Genomic DNA, 15,882 nt, shown 5'->3' with positions numbered 1-15,882 from the left:
TTCGGCAAATCTGAAGGTCCCCCTCGGGTCGAAAGAAGACGCAGATCACCGGCCACAACCGGCCGTTCGACATGGCCACTCAGATCGTCGACAATCGAAGCCTCTCAAGCCATGTTGTCAGGATGAGCAGATGGATAGCCGGGCATTTAGTCTCCACCACCCAGTTGGCGTCACCATCTCGCCTTCGCTCACAGAAGCGGGAGTTGCGGACATCAGTTGCTCGCGTAGAGATATGGGTACGACGTGGGTTTGGTATCAGCTTCCAACGTTTCAAGATGGTGAAATTCTTGTTGCCATTGCCTTGGGATTCCGTGCAGGGAAGCTTGGGCAACTTTCACTATCAGACGCGAACCCCAAGTTTGGTGATAGCTGGTCCACATTCTCTGAGCATCAAGAGCGCCTCCGAGCACAGAGCATCAGCGCGTGGCTTGCCAGCAAAAGCCTATTTGTTGGCACATATTCCTGGGGGGCGGTCTGGGCTGGTTTTGATCCCAAGGGAGGATTCGGATCGGCCGTCATACAGCTTGCAACTTAACCGGTAATCAGGCGAAGGTCTAAGTGCGCTCCCCAGTACACCGTAGTTGAGCGAGAGCTTTGCGAGATCGGCAACGTCCGCTTAGGGTTGGAATCGGTCATCCACGACGGCTATGCCCCTTCGGCGAAAACTCTCGTATCTGTGCACCAAACGTGCACCGATAATGCCCCTTCCCGGCCAGGAGGCGACGCTGGCCGGGGACTAACGCTGACAGTTGAACGTCACCTCGTCAGCCAACACTAGGCGTGTGTCGAAACCGTTAAAGCTTTGCAGGGCTGGACTGTTGCGCGGTCGTTGGCGTTTCCGGCGCGAGCGGCTGATTGCGTGTCCAATTGACGAATCCATTGAGCATCGGGTGCAACAGCGGATCATCAAGTCCAGCCATGTTGAAGGCGGTTCGGTCTATCAGCAGAACGGTTTTTCCGGTGCTGGCGTCAATCGCCTTCAGCGTTCCCTGGAAGTTGTAGCCCCCCTTGAAGAGCACATTGGGCTCAACGATCAGGAAAGGGCCGATCTCTTTACTCAGGTTATTGAGTCCGACGAGATCCGACACACTCGGAACCTTACTGCCGAGGTTGCGTTCAATAACAATGGCTTGCAAGTCATCCTTTGTCACGACCTTCTTGAAAGTGTTCGTTTCTCGGAGAGCCGAAACAAAGAAATCTACAAAGCGCGGGTTCGGCGTTTCTGCGTTGATTTTCAGATAGACCATCTGGGCGTATGCCGGATCAAACTTCTCTGCTATGCGAACGTCATCAGACTTCAATACATTATTTGTTGCATAAAGGCCGGTTTTCGGATCCGGCTTTTCGACATGTAGCGTCGAGTTGCAACCTGAAAGCAGGCCGGCGAACAGCAGTGCAAATGCAAAGCGCAGCATAAATCCCTCGAAATAATGGTTTAACTGACGCTATATCGGCACGGGATATGAAATCTTGAGCCTTGCAACGCCAGCCAGCTGCCGCCTAGGGATATTCGCGAGGTCAGCTTGAATCCTTGATAATCAAGCGTCATTGCCAGACATTGAGCCTGAAATGTTGATTGTCTTTGCCGGACTCCCCGGTACTGGAAAAACGACTGTTGCCAAGGAACTCGCGCGTGCGCTTGCTGCGGCTTACATCCGTATCGATACGCTTGAGCAGGCGTTTATCGGCTCGGTCGATAGCGGCGTGGATATCGGCCCCGCTGGCTACATGGCAGGATACGCGGTGGCCGAAGACAACCTTAGTTCCGGCCTGACCGTGATTGCCGATTCCGTCAATGCACTGCAATTGACTCGGGATGCATGGCGATCAGTGGCGACGGAAATGGGGGTAGGCATTCCGGAAATCGAACTGATTTGTTCCGACGCGTCAGTGCACCGTCAGCGAGTGGAGGCACGACAAGCCGACATTCCCGGCCACAAGTTGCCCACGTGGAAGCGCGTCATTGAACGCCAGTACGATCCGTGGGACGTCGAACACCTTGTTATCGACACCGCCCGCGTTTCCGTACGTCAGGCGGTGGACTGCATTGTCAACCGGTTAACGACCCTTCAAGTGCAGAATCGGCCGCAGTAATCCGGAATTCGTGTCGGCCCCTGGTTCTAGCCACGCCAATGCCGAATACTGCGGATAATTCGGAGTGCAACGTAAGCACTCTTTTGTCAGATCTGCTGCTGACCACCATCAACGAACAACTCCGCACCGTTCACGAAACTCGCATCGTCCGACGCAAGGAACAGCGCGGCGCTGGCGATTTCCGTCGCTTCGCCGAGACGCGCCAGCGGGATCTGTGCGGCAAGGTAGTCGGCCAACCCCTGACGTTGCGCTGCGTCGTCGCCTGCGAGATCAAGCAGGCCGGGGGTGCGCGTTGCGCCCGGGCTGATCGTGTTCACACGGATGCGGCGTGACTTCAGGTCAAGAATCCAACTGCGGGCAAACGCGCGCACCGCCGCCTTCGAGGCCGAGTACACGCTGAACGCTGCGGTACCCGAGCTACCGGCCGTCGAACCCGTCAGGATCACCGATGCACCGTCTGCCAGCAACGGCAGCGCCTTCTGCACCGTGAACAGAACAGCCTTCACGTTACGGTCGAACGTCTCATCGAAGTGGGCTTCGGTGATGTCGCCGAGTGCGAGCATCGAGCCGCCGCCAGCGTTGGCAAACAACACGTCGAGACGGCCGTGGGCTTCGCCGATTTGCTTGTACAGCGAATCGAGTTCTTCCAGTTTCGTCGAGTCGACGCGAAGACCGGTGGCCTTGCCGCCGACTTCACGGATCGACGCGACGGCTGCATCGAGTTCGGCCTGACGGCGTCCGGTCAGATAGACGTGCGCGCCTTCGGCGGCAAAGCGTTGTGCCGTAGCCAGGCCGATGCCGCTGGTTGCGCCGGTAACGAGCGCGATCTTGTTGTCGAGTTTGCGTGCCATGGTATTGCCCCTTCGTTCGATTCAGTGTGTTGGTCGGGCCGGTGTCCGGCGTTCGCAGCGCGTTGTCGGTTGCGATGTGATGAGAATATCGACGCGCCGACTTTTTCGAAATAGAATCAATTGCAAATCAACGTTGCAAATTTGAAATGATGGGTGATCGTGTCGAAACTGCCTGATTTCGAAGGACTCGCGATGTTTGCCAAAGTCGCCGAGGAGGGGTCTTTCGCGGCTGCGGCGCGCGAGATGGGGGTGTCGGTCGCCACCGTGTCGCGCGGCGTTGCGCGTCTGGAGGACCGCTTGGGCGCGCGGCTGCTCAATCGCACGTCGCGTCAACTTGCGCTGACCGAGTTCGGTCGGACGTTGTGCGAGAAAGCTGGCGAGATCTACCGGCAGGCTGAGGCGGCCGAGGGCGCTGCCCGTGAGATGTCGGTACAGCCTCGCGGGCTGGTGCGACTGGCTGTGCCGATGTCGTTCGGGCTGCGTTGGGTCGCGCCGTTATTGCCAGAGTTCTTCCGGCGCTATCCGGACGTCCAGGTCGACCTGCATCTGGCCGATTCGACCGTCGATCTGGTGGCGGATGGATTCGATGCAGCGCTGCGTATTGCCGCGCTGCCGGATTCGTCGCTCGTCGCCCGGCGCTTGTGCGCGGTGACGCAATTCGTCGTCGCATCGCCGACGTATCTGAAGCGCGAAGGTCGACCGGCGCATCCGCGCGAGTTGGTGGACCGGCCTTGCATGTCGTACGCCTATCGTGCGCGCAGCGACGTCTGGCGCTTCACCAACGATGCGGGAGACGAAGAACTGGTGACACCGGTCGGGCCGCTTCGTGTGACCAATTCCGATGCGCTACTGCCGATGCTGCTCGAGGGACTCGCCATCTCCGAGTTGCCGGAATTCATCGCAGCCGAATATCTGAGCGATGGGCGGCTCGAAGCGATTCTCACCGGCTGGTCGTTGACGAAGGGAGGGCTGTACTTCGTTACGCCGTCGGCACGCGCGAGGCCAGCGAAGGTCAGCGCATTGTCGGACTACTTCGCCGAGCATCTGAGTGAACCGACGTGGCGCTGGCCACACGAATGATTTCATTCCGGCAGGCGCGTTCGGGATTTTCGCGATCTGCATCAATTCATGACAGGCGTGATCTTGAAAGGTCGTTGACGACGAAGTCTTCGCCGCAGGATTAAAATCCTCTCATCTCGACGCGAGGTTTGCCATGTCGCACTCACCGAACGACGCTCATGATCATGGGCATCACCACGGGCACGCTCATTCACACAGCCACGCCGGGCACGGTCATGCCGGTCATAGCCATACCAGTGGCGTCACAGATCAGAAGCGGCTTGGGATCGCGTTCGTCATCATTGCGATCTTCATGGTTGTCGAGGTGGTCGGCGGGTTGTTGTCCGGCTCGCTTGCGCTGCTGGCCGACGCCGGACACATGGTCAGCGACGCCGCCGCGCTTGCCTTCAGCTGGATCGCGATTCACTACGGAAAACGCCCCGCGACGTTGCAACTGACCTACGGATACAAACGTCTCGAAGTCCTCGCCGCGTTCGTGAACGGCTGCGCGCTTTTCGTCATCGCCGGATGGATCGTGATCGAAGCGATAAGACGGTTTTTCGCACCGGTGCCGGTCGTCGGCATGACGATGCTCATCGTCGCGGTCGCCGGGCTGCTCGCCAATATTGCCGCCTTCATGGTCTTGCACGGGGGCAATCGAGAAAACCTCAATATGCGCGGCGCGTGGTTGCACGTGATGGGCGATATGCTCGGGTCGGCGGCGGCCATCGTCGCCGCTGGCGTGATTCTCCTCACGGGCTGGACACCCATCGACCCGCTGCTGTCGATCTTCGTCGCCGTGATCATTCTGAAAAGTGCGTGGGGCATCGTGAAGTCCTCCGCGCATATCCTGCTCGAAGGCACCCCCGATTCGCTCAACCCGACGGAGATCAAAGCCGATCTGGAGACAACCGTGGTGGAAGTGCAGGGCGTGCATCACATTCACGCGTGGTCGATTACCGGTGAGCGCCACATGATCACGCTACACGCCGTGCCAGCATCCGGAGTGAGTGCGCGCGACGCCATGACTGCCGTGCAGCAGCGGCTCGCCACACGCTTCAACATCGAACACGCCACGATTCAGATCGAAGACGCGGAATGTGCGGATGGCCACGGCGGTGCAGATTGCGACGGTGCTTCAGCCTCGTCGGCGTCATCGCCTGCCAAGTCCTCCCATGAGGATCACGGCCACTCGCACTGACGGAAATAAGGCCGCGCGGCGACCCGAGCCCGCGTTACGCTGCGCGCGAGCCTGCGCTGCCGCCAGTCGACTCCGTCACCCCTGTTACCACTTGTACGTCACACCGACTTTCACGATTGGGTAGAACTTGAGCTTGTTGGCCTTGTCCTGAAGCTGCTCACGCTGATCGTCGACAGTGGCTTGTCCCACGATAGCCGTGATGAGCGGCGGGACGTCGAGTTCCACGGTCGGTTTGCCGTAGGCGATACCTGCGTCGAACGACATCGACCAGCCCGGCGTCGCCAGCGGGCTATGACCGAAGCCGATGCCGACATACGGTCGCACGGTCGGCAACTTGATGCGCCCGTTCACCGATTGACCCGCGGTCGGATACGCGACACCTCGATAGACGTACGTGCTTTGCTCGGCATGGCCGACGAGATCGACATGGTCGTCGCCGACCAGCATCCCCGCCGTCAGACGAAACGGAACCGTCGCCGGAGCGGGGAAGAAGTCGGCGTAGACGCCGCCGTGCACGAAACGCGCGCGGCCGTCGTAGCGAACCTGACCCGCCGTGAAGCTATGCGACAGCGCCAGACCATTCACATCGGCGCGCACCCCGAGGTGATTCGTCACACCGACACCGGCACCAATGCCGAGACCTTCCGTACCCACCGCGCCATACACCTCGATGGCTTGCGCGTGCGCGGCGCTCGCGAGCATCGCCACGGCAAAAGCCATTGCCTTGCAATTCATGTTGCCTAACTTTCAAAATGGATGAGAGGGACGTCGAGGAGGCGGTGTTTATCGGCGACCGTCGTCCGACGGTGCAACACGTTGACGTGCCTGCGATGATCGATGGACAGACTTCACTACTTCCCCGGCGTGATCTTGCGCCCCTGTTTCAGGTGACGTTCTGATTTTGTGGCGCGATCCTAGCACGCGGTCCGTGACAGTCTGATCGGCTGTGAGGATACGTTGTCGGGGTACAACAAGGCCGTGGCGGACCGCCTCGGACGTCGAGGGCGACGGCTTTCCCCGGCTCCCGACGCGGGCCGACGCGCGTCGTAGAATGGCGAACCGGTCGCCCGCGAGCGCCGAACCCCTTTCGTCACATTCCCGGTAAATGAGAAATAAAACCGACAAAATCGCCGACAAAAGCGCCGACAAAAGCGCCGAGAAAGCCGATCTCGACCGGTTCGACCTGAACATCCTCGACCTGCTTCAGACGAACAACCGGCTATCGCACGCGGCCATCGCCGAGCAGGTGGGGCTTTCCACGGCCTCAGTGCAGCGGCGCATTAGTCGGCTGGAGGCACGCGGCGTCATCCGGGACAACGTCGCCGTGCTCAATCCCGCCATGATCGGCAATCCTGTGACGGCCGTCATCGAGTCGCGACTGGTCGAGGATCGAAGCATCGTGATGGATCGCGCGAAGCGCTACTTCCGCAACGTCGACGAAATTCAACAGTGCTATTTCGTCAACGGCGGCGTCTCGTTCATCATCATCATGATTTCCCGCGACATCCCGCATTTCGAACAGCTTGTCCGCCAGCACTTCGCCGACAACCCGGACATCCTCACCTACCGGACGCTCATCGTGCTCGATCAGGTGAAGACCGGTCTGAAGCTTCCGCTCTTCGATCTGATCTGACGATAGCGCAAGGACCAACGCAACGACGTCACGCTTCGGCGCGTGGCCGCGAAAACAACGCACACCCCGCACATGCGGCGACGACGCACGCGATCCCGGCGCACTGCGTCGGCGTCAGCGTCTCGTTCAGGACGAGCCACCCGGCGATGGCGCTGACGGCGGGCGAGCCGCTCAGCAGCACGCCGAACACCCGCGCGGGCAAACGGCGCATCGCGTAGATGTCCAGCAGAAACGGCAGCATGCTCGACAGCACGGCCACGCTGAAGCCGACCAGCAGCACGTGTGTGGACGCGAGCGCCGTGCCCGCCTGCGCCACCCCCAGCGGCACGGCAATCACCGCAGCAATCGTCATGCCGACCGCAACCGATTGCCCGCCACCGGCCGACGCTCTACGTCCCACGAGCACGTAGATCCCCCAGAACAAGGCGGCCGCCAGCGAAAACGCGACGCCCCGGACATCTATCTCGCCTTTGATGTCGCCAATCGCAAGCCCGACCATGCCGAGCGCGGCCAGCGCAATCCAGACAAGGTCGGACGCGCGTCGAGACGTCAGCAAGGCCGCGCACAATGGCCCCATGACTTCGATGGAGATAGCGACGCTGACGGGGATGTACGCGAACGCGCGATAGATGAGCAGATTCATCAACGCCAGCGTGATGCCGTAGGTGAGCATCGTCAGCCACGAAATACCCGCGTCTCGGAAATTCAATCGCCAGGGCTTAAGCGCGACGACAAGAACGAGAGACGACAGGCCGAGGCGCAGCGCGGCAACGCCTTCACTGCCGACGAGGGGAAACAGCGTTTTGGCAAATGCTGCGCCGGTCTGGACGGAGACCATGCCCGCGAACGCGGCGGCGAATGGCACATTCCGGTGGTTGAACATCTGAGTCGGTTGCAATGACGAAGGAGAGGAAATTCTAATTTCCTCTCCTGATTTATCGCCTCGCAAGTGCTGCGTATCCGAGTGATTTACCCGAATTTCGACGTCAGACGATGCAAAAACTCACGCGTCGTGTGCGGGCATCGATGATGCAGTGCAAAGGCGCTTACTGAAGAAATTCGGTAATCGCCGTCATCGTCGCGTCCGGTTGCTCCTCCATCAGCCAATGTCCGGCATTCGGGATGACCGCGCCCTTGACGTTGGTCGCCGCAGCACTCGCGACCGTCGCCATCATCGTCGCAAAAGACTTCTCGCCGCCAATGGCCAGCACCGGCATGGGGAGCGGTCCTTTGGCGAGGAAGGCCTTGTTGTCGATGGCGTCCTGATCGAAGGCGTGGAATTGCTCGAAGCCGGAGTGCATCGCACCGGGCAGGGCGTAGAAGCGTGTGTAATGCCGACGCGACGCTTCATCGAAATGCTTCGGATCCGCGGAGAACTCGTTCCAGAAGCGGTCGAGGTAAATGCGTTCGCGGCCTTTCACGAGACGTTCCATATCCGGGCCACCAAAGCGGAAGTGCCAAAGCAGCGGATTCTTCAGGATCTCTTCCCACGGGCCGACGCCGGGAATCGGTGCGTCCATCAGCACCAGTTTCGTCACCCGGTCGGGCTGCTCGGCGGCGAAGGCATACGCCACCATGTTGCCGATGTCGTGCGCGACGACATCCACTTTGCCGATCTTGAGCGTATCCAGAACGCCCGCGATATCACGCGCTTCGTTCTTCTTGTCGTAACCGTTCGCCGGATGATCGGACAAGCCCATACCGCGAAGATCGGGCACGACGACGGTGTGAGTCTTTGCCAGCCTCGCAGCCAGCGGTGCCCACATGTCGCCCGTCTCGCCGTATCCGTGCAGCAGCACGACCGCCGGTCCGTGGCCGCCGACGCGCACGTAGATCTTCGCGCCATTGGTGGCGATGGTCTGCTGTTTGAAATCCGGAGGAAACGAGAATTTGTCGGCGAACGCCGGCAAGGCATGGAGGGACGCAAGCAACAACACAAACGAAAGCAACTTTCGCATTTCTGACTCCCGTGGATGGATCGGATCGATCTGCTGCAGGTGCGGGTCGTGCCAGTGGTGCCGATGATGCGGATGGCGCGGATGTTCTCACACTTTATTTGGATTGTGCGAAGTCCGCGCCGACAGTGGGTTGCCACGGGGTTTCTTTTTCAATGGATGGAATAAGTCGAAGTCCTCCGACGTTATGTGAGTGAGACGGCGCTCGCAACTGCGCTCTCGATCCCCCCAAAACGAACTGGAAATGACTATGTCCAACACGCTCCTGTCTCGCCGTCAGATGCTCGCCAGCGGTTCGCTCGGCGGTGCCGCACTCGTCATGTCGAATCTTGGTTTTGCTGCGACGTCTTCGCAGAAGACCGCCAAGTCGCAAGGCAAGACGATTGACGAGGCGGCGCTACTCGCCTATCTGGGCGCGTCGCCGCAATCGCTGCCGAATCTGCCCTACGCGCAGGACGCGCTGGAGCCCGTGATCTCGGCACGCACCGTCGGCATTCACTATGGCAAGCATCATCAGGCGTACTTCACGAATCTGCATAAGCTGCTCGCCGACACGCCGCTCGCCACCGCAACGCTCGAACAGCTCATCCTGAAGTCGCACGGCCGCGAGGATATGGAGGACATCTTCAACAACGCCGCGCAAGCCTGGAATCACAACTTCTACTGGAAGTCGCTCAGCCCCGTACAAACCACGCCGGACGAGCGTCTCGCCCGCGCCATCGTCGGCAAGTTCGGCTCAACGGAGGCGCTGTCGAAGCAATTGCTGACGGTCAGCGCATCGCAGTTCGGTAGCGGCTGGGGATGGCTCGTCGTCGACAAGGGCGAACTGGCTGTCGTGAAGACGGGCAACGCCGAGACGCCGTTCACGCGTAGCGGTCAGTTGCCGCTGCTGACGGTCGATGTCTGGGAGCACGCGTATTACCTCGACTACCAGAATCGTCGTCCCGACTATCTGGCGGAGACGATTGCGAAGAAGCTGAACTGGACGTTCGCCTCGGCCAATTACGCGCGGATCTGAGATCGGGATTCAGCCGCGCACGATGCTTCCGCCGCAAATAGAGAGAGCCCTGACGTGTCAGGGCTTTCTTTATTTGCGTTGGCCGTCGGGCGGTTATTGCCAGAAGGGCGATGCGGCGCAGACGAGGCCAGCGAGGTACAGAGCGCCTTCGGCGAGCAGGGGCAGCAGGGGCATGGTGTTTCTCCTTGGGTGGGGCTCGTTGCGGTGTTGCGTGAGCCGTTGAATGAAGTATCCGAGTTATGGTCTCGCGGCGAAACTGAGACAAATACAAGTGCGTTTCAAAGGCCCCGTGCAACATGCCCATCAAGGCGAAAATCATCCGGCTGGTAAAATGCGCCTCCGCTGCAATTCGCTGCATCTCCGCTTCAACGTCATTCATGAAGTCTCAAACGCTTCGGGAACAGTGGCTCCCGAACCTCCCCGGTAACGTGCTTGCCGGGCTCACCACCGCCTTTGCGCTGGTGCCCGAGTGCATCGCCTTCGCGCTGGTCGCGCAGGTCAACCCGCTGATGGGCCTTTACGGTGCTTTCATCATTTGTGCGCTCACGGCCATCTTTGGTGGACGTCCCGGCATGATCTCCGGTGCGGCCGGGTCGATGGCCGTGGTGATCGTCGCACTCGTCGTCGAGCACGGCGTGCAGTATTTGCTCGCGACCGTGGTGCTCGGTGGGTTGCTGATGATGCTGTTCGGCCTGCTGCGGCTCGGCAAGCTGATTCGCATGGTGCCGCACCCGGTGATGATCGGCTTCGTGAACGGACTCGCGATCATCATCGCCATGGCGCAGCTCGAACACTTCAAGCAGGCGACGCCGCAGGGCACTGTGTGGTTGCACGGCGCGCCGCTCGCGATCATGTGTGCACTGGTCGCGCTGACGATGCTGATCGTCTACGTACTGCCGCGCTTGACGAAGGCGGTGCCACCCGCGCTCGTGGCCATCGTCGGCGTCGGAGTGCTCAGCCAACTGCTGAACCTTCCGACGCGCACGCTCGGCGACATGGCTCACATCGCGGGCGCGTTCCCGACGCTGCATCTGCCGCAAGTGCCGCTTACGCTGGAGACGCTTCGGATCGTCTTCCCGTACGCGCTGCTGATGGCCATCGTGGGCTTGCTGGAGACGCTGCTGACGTTCAACCTGACCGACGACATCACGCAGACGCGCGGACGCCCCAATCGCGAATGTCTCGCGCTCGGCGTGTCGAACGTCGTCTCGGGAATGTTCGGCGGCATGGGCGGCTGCGCGATGATCGGGCAGACGATGATCAACCTCAGCTCAGGCGGACGCACCCGTGTCTCGGGGGCGACGGCGGGCATCATGATCCTGCTGTTCGTGTTGTTCCTGTCGCCGCTGATCGAGCGGATTCCGCTTGCGGCGCTCGTTGGCGTAATGTTCGTCGTCGCGCAGCAGACCTTCGCGTGGGGATCGCTACGCGTGCTGGGCAAGGTGCCGCGCAACGACGCGCTGGTGATCGTCGCGGTGACGGTGATCACCGTCTTCACCGATCTTGCGGTCGCCGTGATGTGTGGCATCGTGATTGCAGCGCTGAACTTCGCCTGGCAACATGCGCGCGAGATTCGCGCCGAAGTGGTGGAGGGTGCAGAGGGTGTCGACGGCCAAGCGGTCGATGCACGCACGTATGTGCTACACGGTACGTTGTTCTTCGCATCGACGGCCAACTTTCAAGATCTGTTCCGACCGCTGTCGGACGTGCATGACGTCGTGATCGATTGCCGTCATCTGCACGTGGCCGATCACTCGGCCATCGTGGCGTTCGAGACGTTGCGTGAGCGCTATAGGAAGGCTGGCAGGAACCTGCGTTTCGTCAATCTTTCTTCACGTAATCAGCACATGCTTGAGCGCGCAGGTGTGCGTCTCGCCGAGGCCTGATGCGACGCCTCGCTTCTGCGTCATTTGAACGTGTGGAGGTACGCGATCAGGTCGGCGACCTTGCGTTCGTTGCCGATGCCCCAGAAGCGCATCTTGGTACCCGGCACGGTCTTTCCGGGATTGGCGATGAAGGCGGCGAGCGTCTTGTCGTCCCACAGGAGGCCGGATTGCTTCATCTCCTTCGAGTAATCGAAGTCCGCGAGACTGCCCGCGCGACGGGCCGCCAGCCCGTTGAGTTGCGGCCCGAAGCCTGAGGCTGCCATCGGGCCGACCGAATGACATGACGCGCAACGCGAAGCGAACAGCGCCTTGCCCGCTTCGATATCTCCCGCCGCGATGGCGGGCGCCGTGACGGCGGCCAGCGTCAGCGCAAAGAGACCGCCGCGCAGGCGTGCGGTGAACGAGAGCGATAGAGCGGGGCGGCAAGCGTGCGCGGTCATTGGATCGAGTAAGGAGAAGTGAGACGAAGCGGTGACGAAAGCAAGCCGCTAACTTACCCCTTTCCGTGAACCGCTGCCAGTGAATCAAAAGGGGGGGCGGTGCGGCATCGTGTCGCGCGTGTCGCGAGCGACGGGCTGTCCCTGCCGAGGCAAGGACGGCCCGTCGCATTACGCTATCGGCCCGACAGTGCTGCGAGTGTGGCGTGTGCCGTGAGCCTTAAACCGCGCCCTTGGTCACGCTGTCCGGCAGATCGCGGCCGTGGTACTTCTTGTAGATCTCGTTGAGCTTGCCGTTTTTCAGATTGGTCTTGACCCAGTTGTTGACCCAGTCCTTGAGCGCCGGTTGATTCTTGTTCAGCGCGATGCCCAGATCGAACTCCTTCTGCGCGAACTTCAGTTCGAGGTTCTTCGCCGGTGCGCGCTTCTGCATTTCGCCGAGATTCGACGGCGTGCTCGAGAAGATGTCCACCTGACCCGTCACCATCGACGTGATCAGCGTGGCGTCGTCTTCGTAACGCACGATCTGCGCGCCCTTGGCGTTCGCCGTGGTCAGCGTGTCGTTGACGGTCGCGCGCGTGAGGCCGATGCGCTTGCCGTCCAGATCGGCGTAGCTCTTGATGTTCATGCTCTTCGGTCCACCCACGATGATCGAGATCACGGCGTAGGGAATCGAAAAGTCGACCACCTGCGCACGCTCCGGCGTGATCGACAGGTCGGCCACCACGAGGTCGGCGCGGTTCGCTTGCAGCGTCGGCACGCGTGCGGCGTTCGTCACGGACACGATGTCGAGCTTCACGCCCAGGTCTTTTGCGAGCAGCTCAGCCGTCTCGACGTCCGAGCCGACCGGCTTCAGATTGGCGTCGGCGTACGAGTAAAGCGGCGTTCCCATGGCGATGGCCACACGAATCTTGCCCGCCTTCTTGATGTCGTCGAGCTGATCGGCAAGCGCTGCGTGGGCCATCGCGCCAAGCGCAACGGCGGCGCAGACCTGGGTGAAGAACGTCTTGAGTTTCATGCAATGGTCTCCTTCGGGTGATTGTTGTCTTGCAATGTGGACTGACGGGTTCCGGTGGGCTGCTTACAGACCGTTCGCGAGGAACGCGCGCAGTTCGGGGGTCTTCGGGTTGTCGAGCATCTCGCCGGGGCCGACTTCCCAGACCTTGCCCTGATGCATGTAGATGATCTGGTCGGCCACGCGCTTGGCAAACGCCATTTCGTGCGTGACGAGCAACATCGTCATGCCGTCTGCCGCGAGGTCTTCCATCACGCGCAGCACTTCGCCCGTGAGTTGCGGGTCGAGTGCGGACGTCACTTCGTCGAACAGCATGACCTTGGGCGACATGGCGAGCGAGCGGGCAATCGCCACGCGCTGTTGCTGTCCGCCCGAGAGTTGCTCGGGATAGCTGTCGGCCTTGTCCGAGAGACCGACCTGCGCGAGCACGCGCTTGGCAACTTCCTCGGCTTCGCTGCGCGCCATGCGCTTCACGTGACGCAGCGCCAGCATGATGTTCTCGCGCACGCTCAGGTGCGGAAACAGGTTGTAGCTCTGGAAGACGATGCCGACTTCGCGACGCAGCTGATGCAGATCGATGGATGGATCTTCCACGCGAATGCCGCACACTTCGATGGAGCCTTCGTCGATGGTTTCCAGACGGTCGATACAACGCAAGGCCGTACTTTTGCCCGAGCCGCTGGCGCCGATGATGGCGACCATCTGACCGCGCTCTACTTCGAACGACACGCCCTTGAGCACCGGGTTGTCGCCGAAGCGCTTGTGAATTTCATTGACCTTAACGATTGCCGACATTGAGCCTGTCCTCCAGTGATGCGCTCCAGCGGGAGAGTGGGTAGCACAGCACGAAATAAAACACCCCCACCAGCGAGAACACGAGGAAGGGCTGGAAAATCGAGTTGTTGATGATCTGTCCTGCGCGGGTCAGCTCGACGAAGCCGATGACCGAGGCGAGCGACGTCATCTTGATGATCTGCACCAGAAAGCCGATGGTCGGCGGCAGCGACAGACGCACCGCTTGCGGAATGATCACGAGGCGCAACGTCTGCCAGCGGGTGAACGACAGACACTCCGCCGCTTCCCATTGCGCACGCGGCATGGCTTCGACGCAACCGCGCCAGATGTCGCCCAGATAAGCGCTCGTGTAGACCATCAGCGCGAGGGCGGCGGCCACGATCGAAGGCAGCTCGAAGCCGTACACCGACAGACCGAAGTAGACGATGAACAGCAGAATCAGCAGCGGAATACCCTGAATCGCTTCGATGAACACTTGCGTGGGCAAACGCAGCCAGCGGCGCGGCGAGATGCGCCCAAGCATCACCAGAAAACCACCGGCCATGCCGAGCACGAAGGCCAGGGCAGAAAGCACCAGCGTCCAGCCGATGGACTGCACCATGTACCCGAGATAGGTGAACGAGAAATTGCCGATCATGAAGCGCTCCGTTGCGCGGTGTTGCCAGCGGACGTACCGGAGGCGTTCTGAGCTGCGCTGGCAGCCCCTGCTGCACGCGAGGCGGCAGCGCGGCGACGTGCGGCCTGAGCGGTTTGCGCGGCGGCGCGTCGCACGGTGCGGCGGCGCTTGAAGAAGTATTCGCCCGCCGCCCACGCCACGAGCTTCACGAGCAGCGACAGCGCCAGATAGAGCGCAGCCACGACGATGTAAGTCTCAAGCGAGCGGAACGTGTCCGATTGCACCGTATTCGCGACGGCGGTGAGTTCTTCTGCGGAGATCTGCGACGCAATGGCCGACGCCTGCATCATCAGAATGAACTGGGTCGTGAGCGACGGGTACACCTTCTCGATGGACGGCTGAAGCATCACGTGCCACGCAATGCGCCACTTCGAGAGCCCCAGGCACTCGGCTGCTTCGATCTGACCGCGCGGCACCGATTCGAGACCGGCGCGAATGATCTCGGCTGCATAAGCGCCGATGTTGATCACCATGGCGAGCACCGACGCCGTGAATGTCGGCAAGTGCACACCGATGCTGGCGAGACCGAAGTAGAGCAGGAAGATCTGAACGAGGAACGGCGTATTGCGGACCGACTCGATATAGATGCCGCACACACGCGAGAGCAGACGGTTGGGACTGCGTTTGGCGAAAGCGACCAGCGTGCCCAGCACGGTGCCGATTACGACCGAGAAGACGGTCATCTTCAGCGTGAGCCACGCGCCTTCAAGGAAAACCGGCCAGTAAGGAACCAGTGGGGCGAAATTCAACGAAAAATGCATGGCAAACGCCTGTCTCCGGTGACGTTCGGGGCCGACGCGCCAGGCAGCTATCGTTGCGGTTATGACTTCCGCAGCAGCCGTGGTGGGTCTTTCTTGTACGTCGTCATATAAGTGATGTGATTTTGCGCATCGCCCATCGGCGTTGTCAATAGCAATCCCTTGGGGGGATACCCTTGGCTATTGCCTTGATAGGACAAGGGTTAAAGCCGGTTTTAGACGGTGTGGCGGGGCGTCGCGGGTTGCGTGAAGTGCCCTCAACGTCGGGTTGATGGCGGGCGCACTGAAACCCTTGTCATCGTATCTCTTGATGTGAACATGGAGGGCGGCATTGCGGGACAAGCGGGCAGGGGTGCCGCATTGCACTGCGCCAGCGCTCTATAATCTCGCATCGCCGAAAACGCGGATCGATCGTCGTTTGACGGTTCACTGCCCGTACGTCCCGCTCGATATCACAACCATGACAGAGAGAAAACCGCTCGTGCTGCCCGCTGGTCGCTGTCC

At 60.8% G+C, this 15,882-nt stretch carries 16 protein-coding genes; 6 read left to right on the top strand and 10 right to left on the bottom strand.

The annotated features are described in order from the left end of the window. Positions 1-794 precede the first annotated feature (794 nt). A complete protein-coding gene (locus PCO31010_RS11920; protein ID WP_150664450.1) occupies positions 795-1,415 on the bottom strand; it encodes an LPS-assembly lipoprotein LptE in 621 nt (206 codons plus the stop codon). A 154-nt stretch (positions 1,416-1,569) separates the two neighbouring features. Here PCO31010_RS11920 and PCO31010_RS11915 point away from each other — a divergent pair, with 154 nt between their 5' ends. Then, positions 1,570-2,094, top strand: a complete 525-nt coding sequence (locus PCO31010_RS11915; RefSeq protein WP_150664449.1) for a P-loop nucleotide/nucleoside kinase family protein — start codon at positions 1,570-1,572, stop codon at positions 2,092-2,094. Positions 2,095-2,180: 86 nt separating this feature from the next. Here PCO31010_RS11915 and PCO31010_RS11910 read toward each other — a convergent pair whose 3' ends face one another. Then, positions 2,181-2,945 (bottom strand): SDR family NAD(P)-dependent oxidoreductase, encoded by a 765-nt coding sequence (locus PCO31010_RS11910; protein WP_150664448.1) that lies wholly within the window; start codon positions 2,943-2,945, stop codon positions 2,181-2,183. 159 nt (positions 2,946-3,104) lie between these two features. Between PCO31010_RS11910 and PCO31010_RS11905 the strand changes: the two genes are divergently transcribed. Both PCO31010_RS11905 and PCO31010_RS11900 read left to right on the top strand, forming a co-directional pair. Beyond that, on the top strand, positions 3,105-4,025 hold the full coding sequence (locus tag PCO31010_RS11905) for a LysR family transcriptional regulator (protein ID WP_150664447.1): 921 nt from the start codon (positions 3,105-3,107) through the stop codon (positions 4,023-4,025). 133 nt (positions 4,026-4,158) lie between these two features. After that, positions 4,159-5,205, top strand: coding sequence for a cation diffusion facilitator family transporter (locus PCO31010_RS11900; RefSeq protein WP_150664446.1), 1,047 nt, complete (start codon positions 4,159-4,161; stop codon positions 5,203-5,205). Positions 5,206-5,289: 84 nt separating this feature from the next. On the opposite strand, the gene PCO31010_RS11895 is transcribed toward PCO31010_RS11900, so the two are convergent. Next, the gene (locus PCO31010_RS11895; protein WP_246184564.1) at positions 5,290-5,925 is read right to left on the bottom strand and encodes a hypothetical protein; all 636 of its coding nucleotides are present in this window, start codon (positions 5,923-5,925) and stop codon (positions 5,290-5,292) included. Positions 5,926-6,310: 385 nt separating this feature from the next. On the opposite strand from PCO31010_RS11895, the gene PCO31010_RS11890 reads away from it, so the two are divergent. Next, complete coding sequence (locus tag PCO31010_RS11890) at positions 6,311-6,838, top strand: Lrp/AsnC family transcriptional regulator (protein WP_150664444.1); 528 nt, start codon at positions 6,311-6,313, stop codon at positions 6,836-6,838. Between the two features lie 28 nt (positions 6,839-6,866). Here PCO31010_RS11890 and PCO31010_RS11885 read toward each other — a convergent pair whose 3' ends face one another. Further along, positions 6,867-7,721 (bottom strand): EamA family transporter, encoded by an 855-nt coding sequence (locus tag PCO31010_RS11885; protein ID WP_150664443.1) that lies wholly within the window; start codon positions 7,719-7,721, stop codon positions 6,867-6,869. A gap of 163 nt (positions 7,722-7,884) precedes the next feature. After that, a complete protein-coding gene (locus PCO31010_RS11880; RefSeq protein ID WP_150664442.1) occupies positions 7,885-8,796 on the bottom strand; it encodes an alpha/beta fold hydrolase in 912 nt (303 codons plus the stop codon). Between the two features lie 427 nt (positions 8,797-9,223). Here PCO31010_RS11880 and PCO31010_RS11875 point away from each other — a divergent pair, with 427 nt between their 5' ends. Further along, a complete protein-coding gene (locus tag PCO31010_RS11875) occupies positions 9,224-9,811 on the top strand; it encodes a superoxide dismutase (protein ID WP_373275416.1) in 588 nt (195 codons plus the stop codon). 377 nt (positions 9,812-10,188) lie between these two features. Beyond that, the gene (locus PCO31010_RS11870; protein ID WP_150664440.1) at positions 10,189-11,697 is read left to right on the top strand and encodes a SulP family inorganic anion transporter; all 1,509 of its coding nucleotides are present in this window, start codon (positions 10,189-10,191) and stop codon (positions 11,695-11,697) included. Positions 11,698-11,717: 20 nt separating this feature from the next. On the opposite strand, the gene PCO31010_RS11865 is transcribed toward PCO31010_RS11870, so the two are convergent. From PCO31010_RS11865 to PCO31010_RS11845, 5 genes are all read right to left on the bottom strand, one after another. Next, the gene (locus PCO31010_RS11865) at positions 11,718-12,137 is read right to left on the bottom strand and encodes a c-type cytochrome (RefSeq protein ID WP_174984657.1); all 420 of its coding nucleotides are present in this window, start codon (positions 12,135-12,137) and stop codon (positions 11,718-11,720) included. A 217-nt stretch (positions 12,138-12,354) separates the two neighbouring features. Next, positions 12,355-13,152, bottom strand: coding sequence for a transporter substrate-binding domain-containing protein (locus tag PCO31010_RS11860; RefSeq protein ID WP_150664439.1), 798 nt, complete (start codon positions 13,150-13,152; stop codon positions 12,355-12,357). Between the two features lie 63 nt (positions 13,153-13,215). Further along, a complete protein-coding gene (locus tag PCO31010_RS11855; RefSeq protein ID WP_039401080.1) occupies positions 13,216-13,944 on the bottom strand; it encodes an amino acid ABC transporter ATP-binding protein in 729 nt (242 codons plus the stop codon). Beyond that, positions 13,928-14,581 carry an amino acid ABC transporter permease gene (locus PCO31010_RS11850; RefSeq protein WP_039401077.1) on the bottom strand — a complete coding sequence of 218 codons (654 nt, stop codon included), beginning with the start codon at positions 14,579-14,581 and terminating at the stop codon, positions 13,928-13,930. The genes PCO31010_RS11855 and PCO31010_RS11850 overlap by 17 nt, the downstream gene beginning before the upstream one ends. Continuing rightward, positions 14,578-15,381, bottom strand: coding sequence for an amino acid ABC transporter permease (locus tag PCO31010_RS11845; protein ID WP_150664438.1), 804 nt, complete (start codon positions 15,379-15,381; stop codon positions 14,578-14,580). Before PCO31010_RS11845 ends, PCO31010_RS11850 begins: the two co-directional genes overlap by 4 nt. Between the last annotated feature and the right edge of the window lie 501 nt (positions 15,382-15,882).

This window comes from Pandoraea commovens, assembly GCF_902459615.1.
GTDB classification, from domain to species: domain Bacteria; phylum Pseudomonadota; class Gammaproteobacteria; order Burkholderiales; family Burkholderiaceae; genus Pandoraea; species Pandoraea commovens.
Note: the sequence above shows the minus strand (reverse complement) of the source record. Positions and strands in the feature narration are given on the sequence as shown.

Excerpts from the sequence above, each read along its gene's own strand:
- PCO31010_RS11850 (WP_039401077.1), bottom strand. The coding sequence starts at position 14,581 with ATGATCGGCAATTTCTCGTTCACCTATCTCGGGTACATGGTGCAGTCC.
- PCO31010_RS11900 (WP_150664446.1), top strand. The coding sequence starts at position 4,159 with ATGTCGCACTCACCGAACGACGCTCATGATCATGGGCATCACCACGGG.
- PCO31010_RS11870 (WP_150664440.1), top strand. The coding sequence starts at position 10,189 with ATGAAGTCTCAAACGCTTCGGGAACAGTGGCTCCCGAACCTCCCCGGT.
- PCO31010_RS11845 (WP_150664438.1), bottom strand. The coding sequence starts at position 15,381 with ATGCATTTTTCGTTGAATTTCGCCCCACTGGTTCCTTACTGGCCGGTT.
- PCO31010_RS11860 (WP_150664439.1), bottom strand. The coding sequence starts at position 13,152 with ATGAAACTCAAGACGTTCTTCACCCAGGTCTGCGCCGCCGTTGCGCTT.
- PCO31010_RS11895 (WP_246184564.1), bottom strand. The coding sequence starts at position 5,925 with ATGGCTTTTGCCGTGGCGATGCTCGCGAGCGCCGCGCACGCGCAAGCC.
- PCO31010_RS11915 (WP_150664449.1), top strand. The coding sequence starts at position 1,570 with ATGTTGATTGTCTTTGCCGGACTCCCCGGTACTGGAAAAACGACTGTT.
- PCO31010_RS11920 (WP_150664450.1), bottom strand. The coding sequence starts at position 1,415 with ATGCTGCGCTTTGCATTTGCACTGCTGTTCGCCGGCCTGCTTTCAGGT.
- PCO31010_RS11880 (WP_150664442.1), bottom strand. The coding sequence starts at position 8,796 with ATGCGAAAGTTGCTTTCGTTTGTGTTGTTGCTTGCGTCCCTCCATGCC.
- PCO31010_RS11910 (WP_150664448.1), bottom strand. The coding sequence starts at position 2,945 with ATGGCACGCAAACTCGACAACAAGATCGCGCTCGTTACCGGCGCAACC.
- PCO31010_RS11885 (WP_150664443.1), bottom strand. The coding sequence starts at position 7,721 with ATGTTCAACCACCGGAATGTGCCATTCGCCGCCGCGTTCGCGGGCATG.
- PCO31010_RS11865 (WP_174984657.1), bottom strand. The coding sequence starts at position 12,137 with ATGACCGCGCACGCTTGCCGCCCCGCTCTATCGCTCTCGTTCACCGCA.
- PCO31010_RS11855 (WP_039401080.1), bottom strand. The coding sequence starts at position 13,944 with ATGTCGGCAATCGTTAAGGTCAATGAAATTCACAAGCGCTTCGGCGAC.
- PCO31010_RS11890 (WP_150664444.1), top strand. The coding sequence starts at position 6,311 with ATGAGAAATAAAACCGACAAAATCGCCGACAAAAGCGCCGACAAAAGC.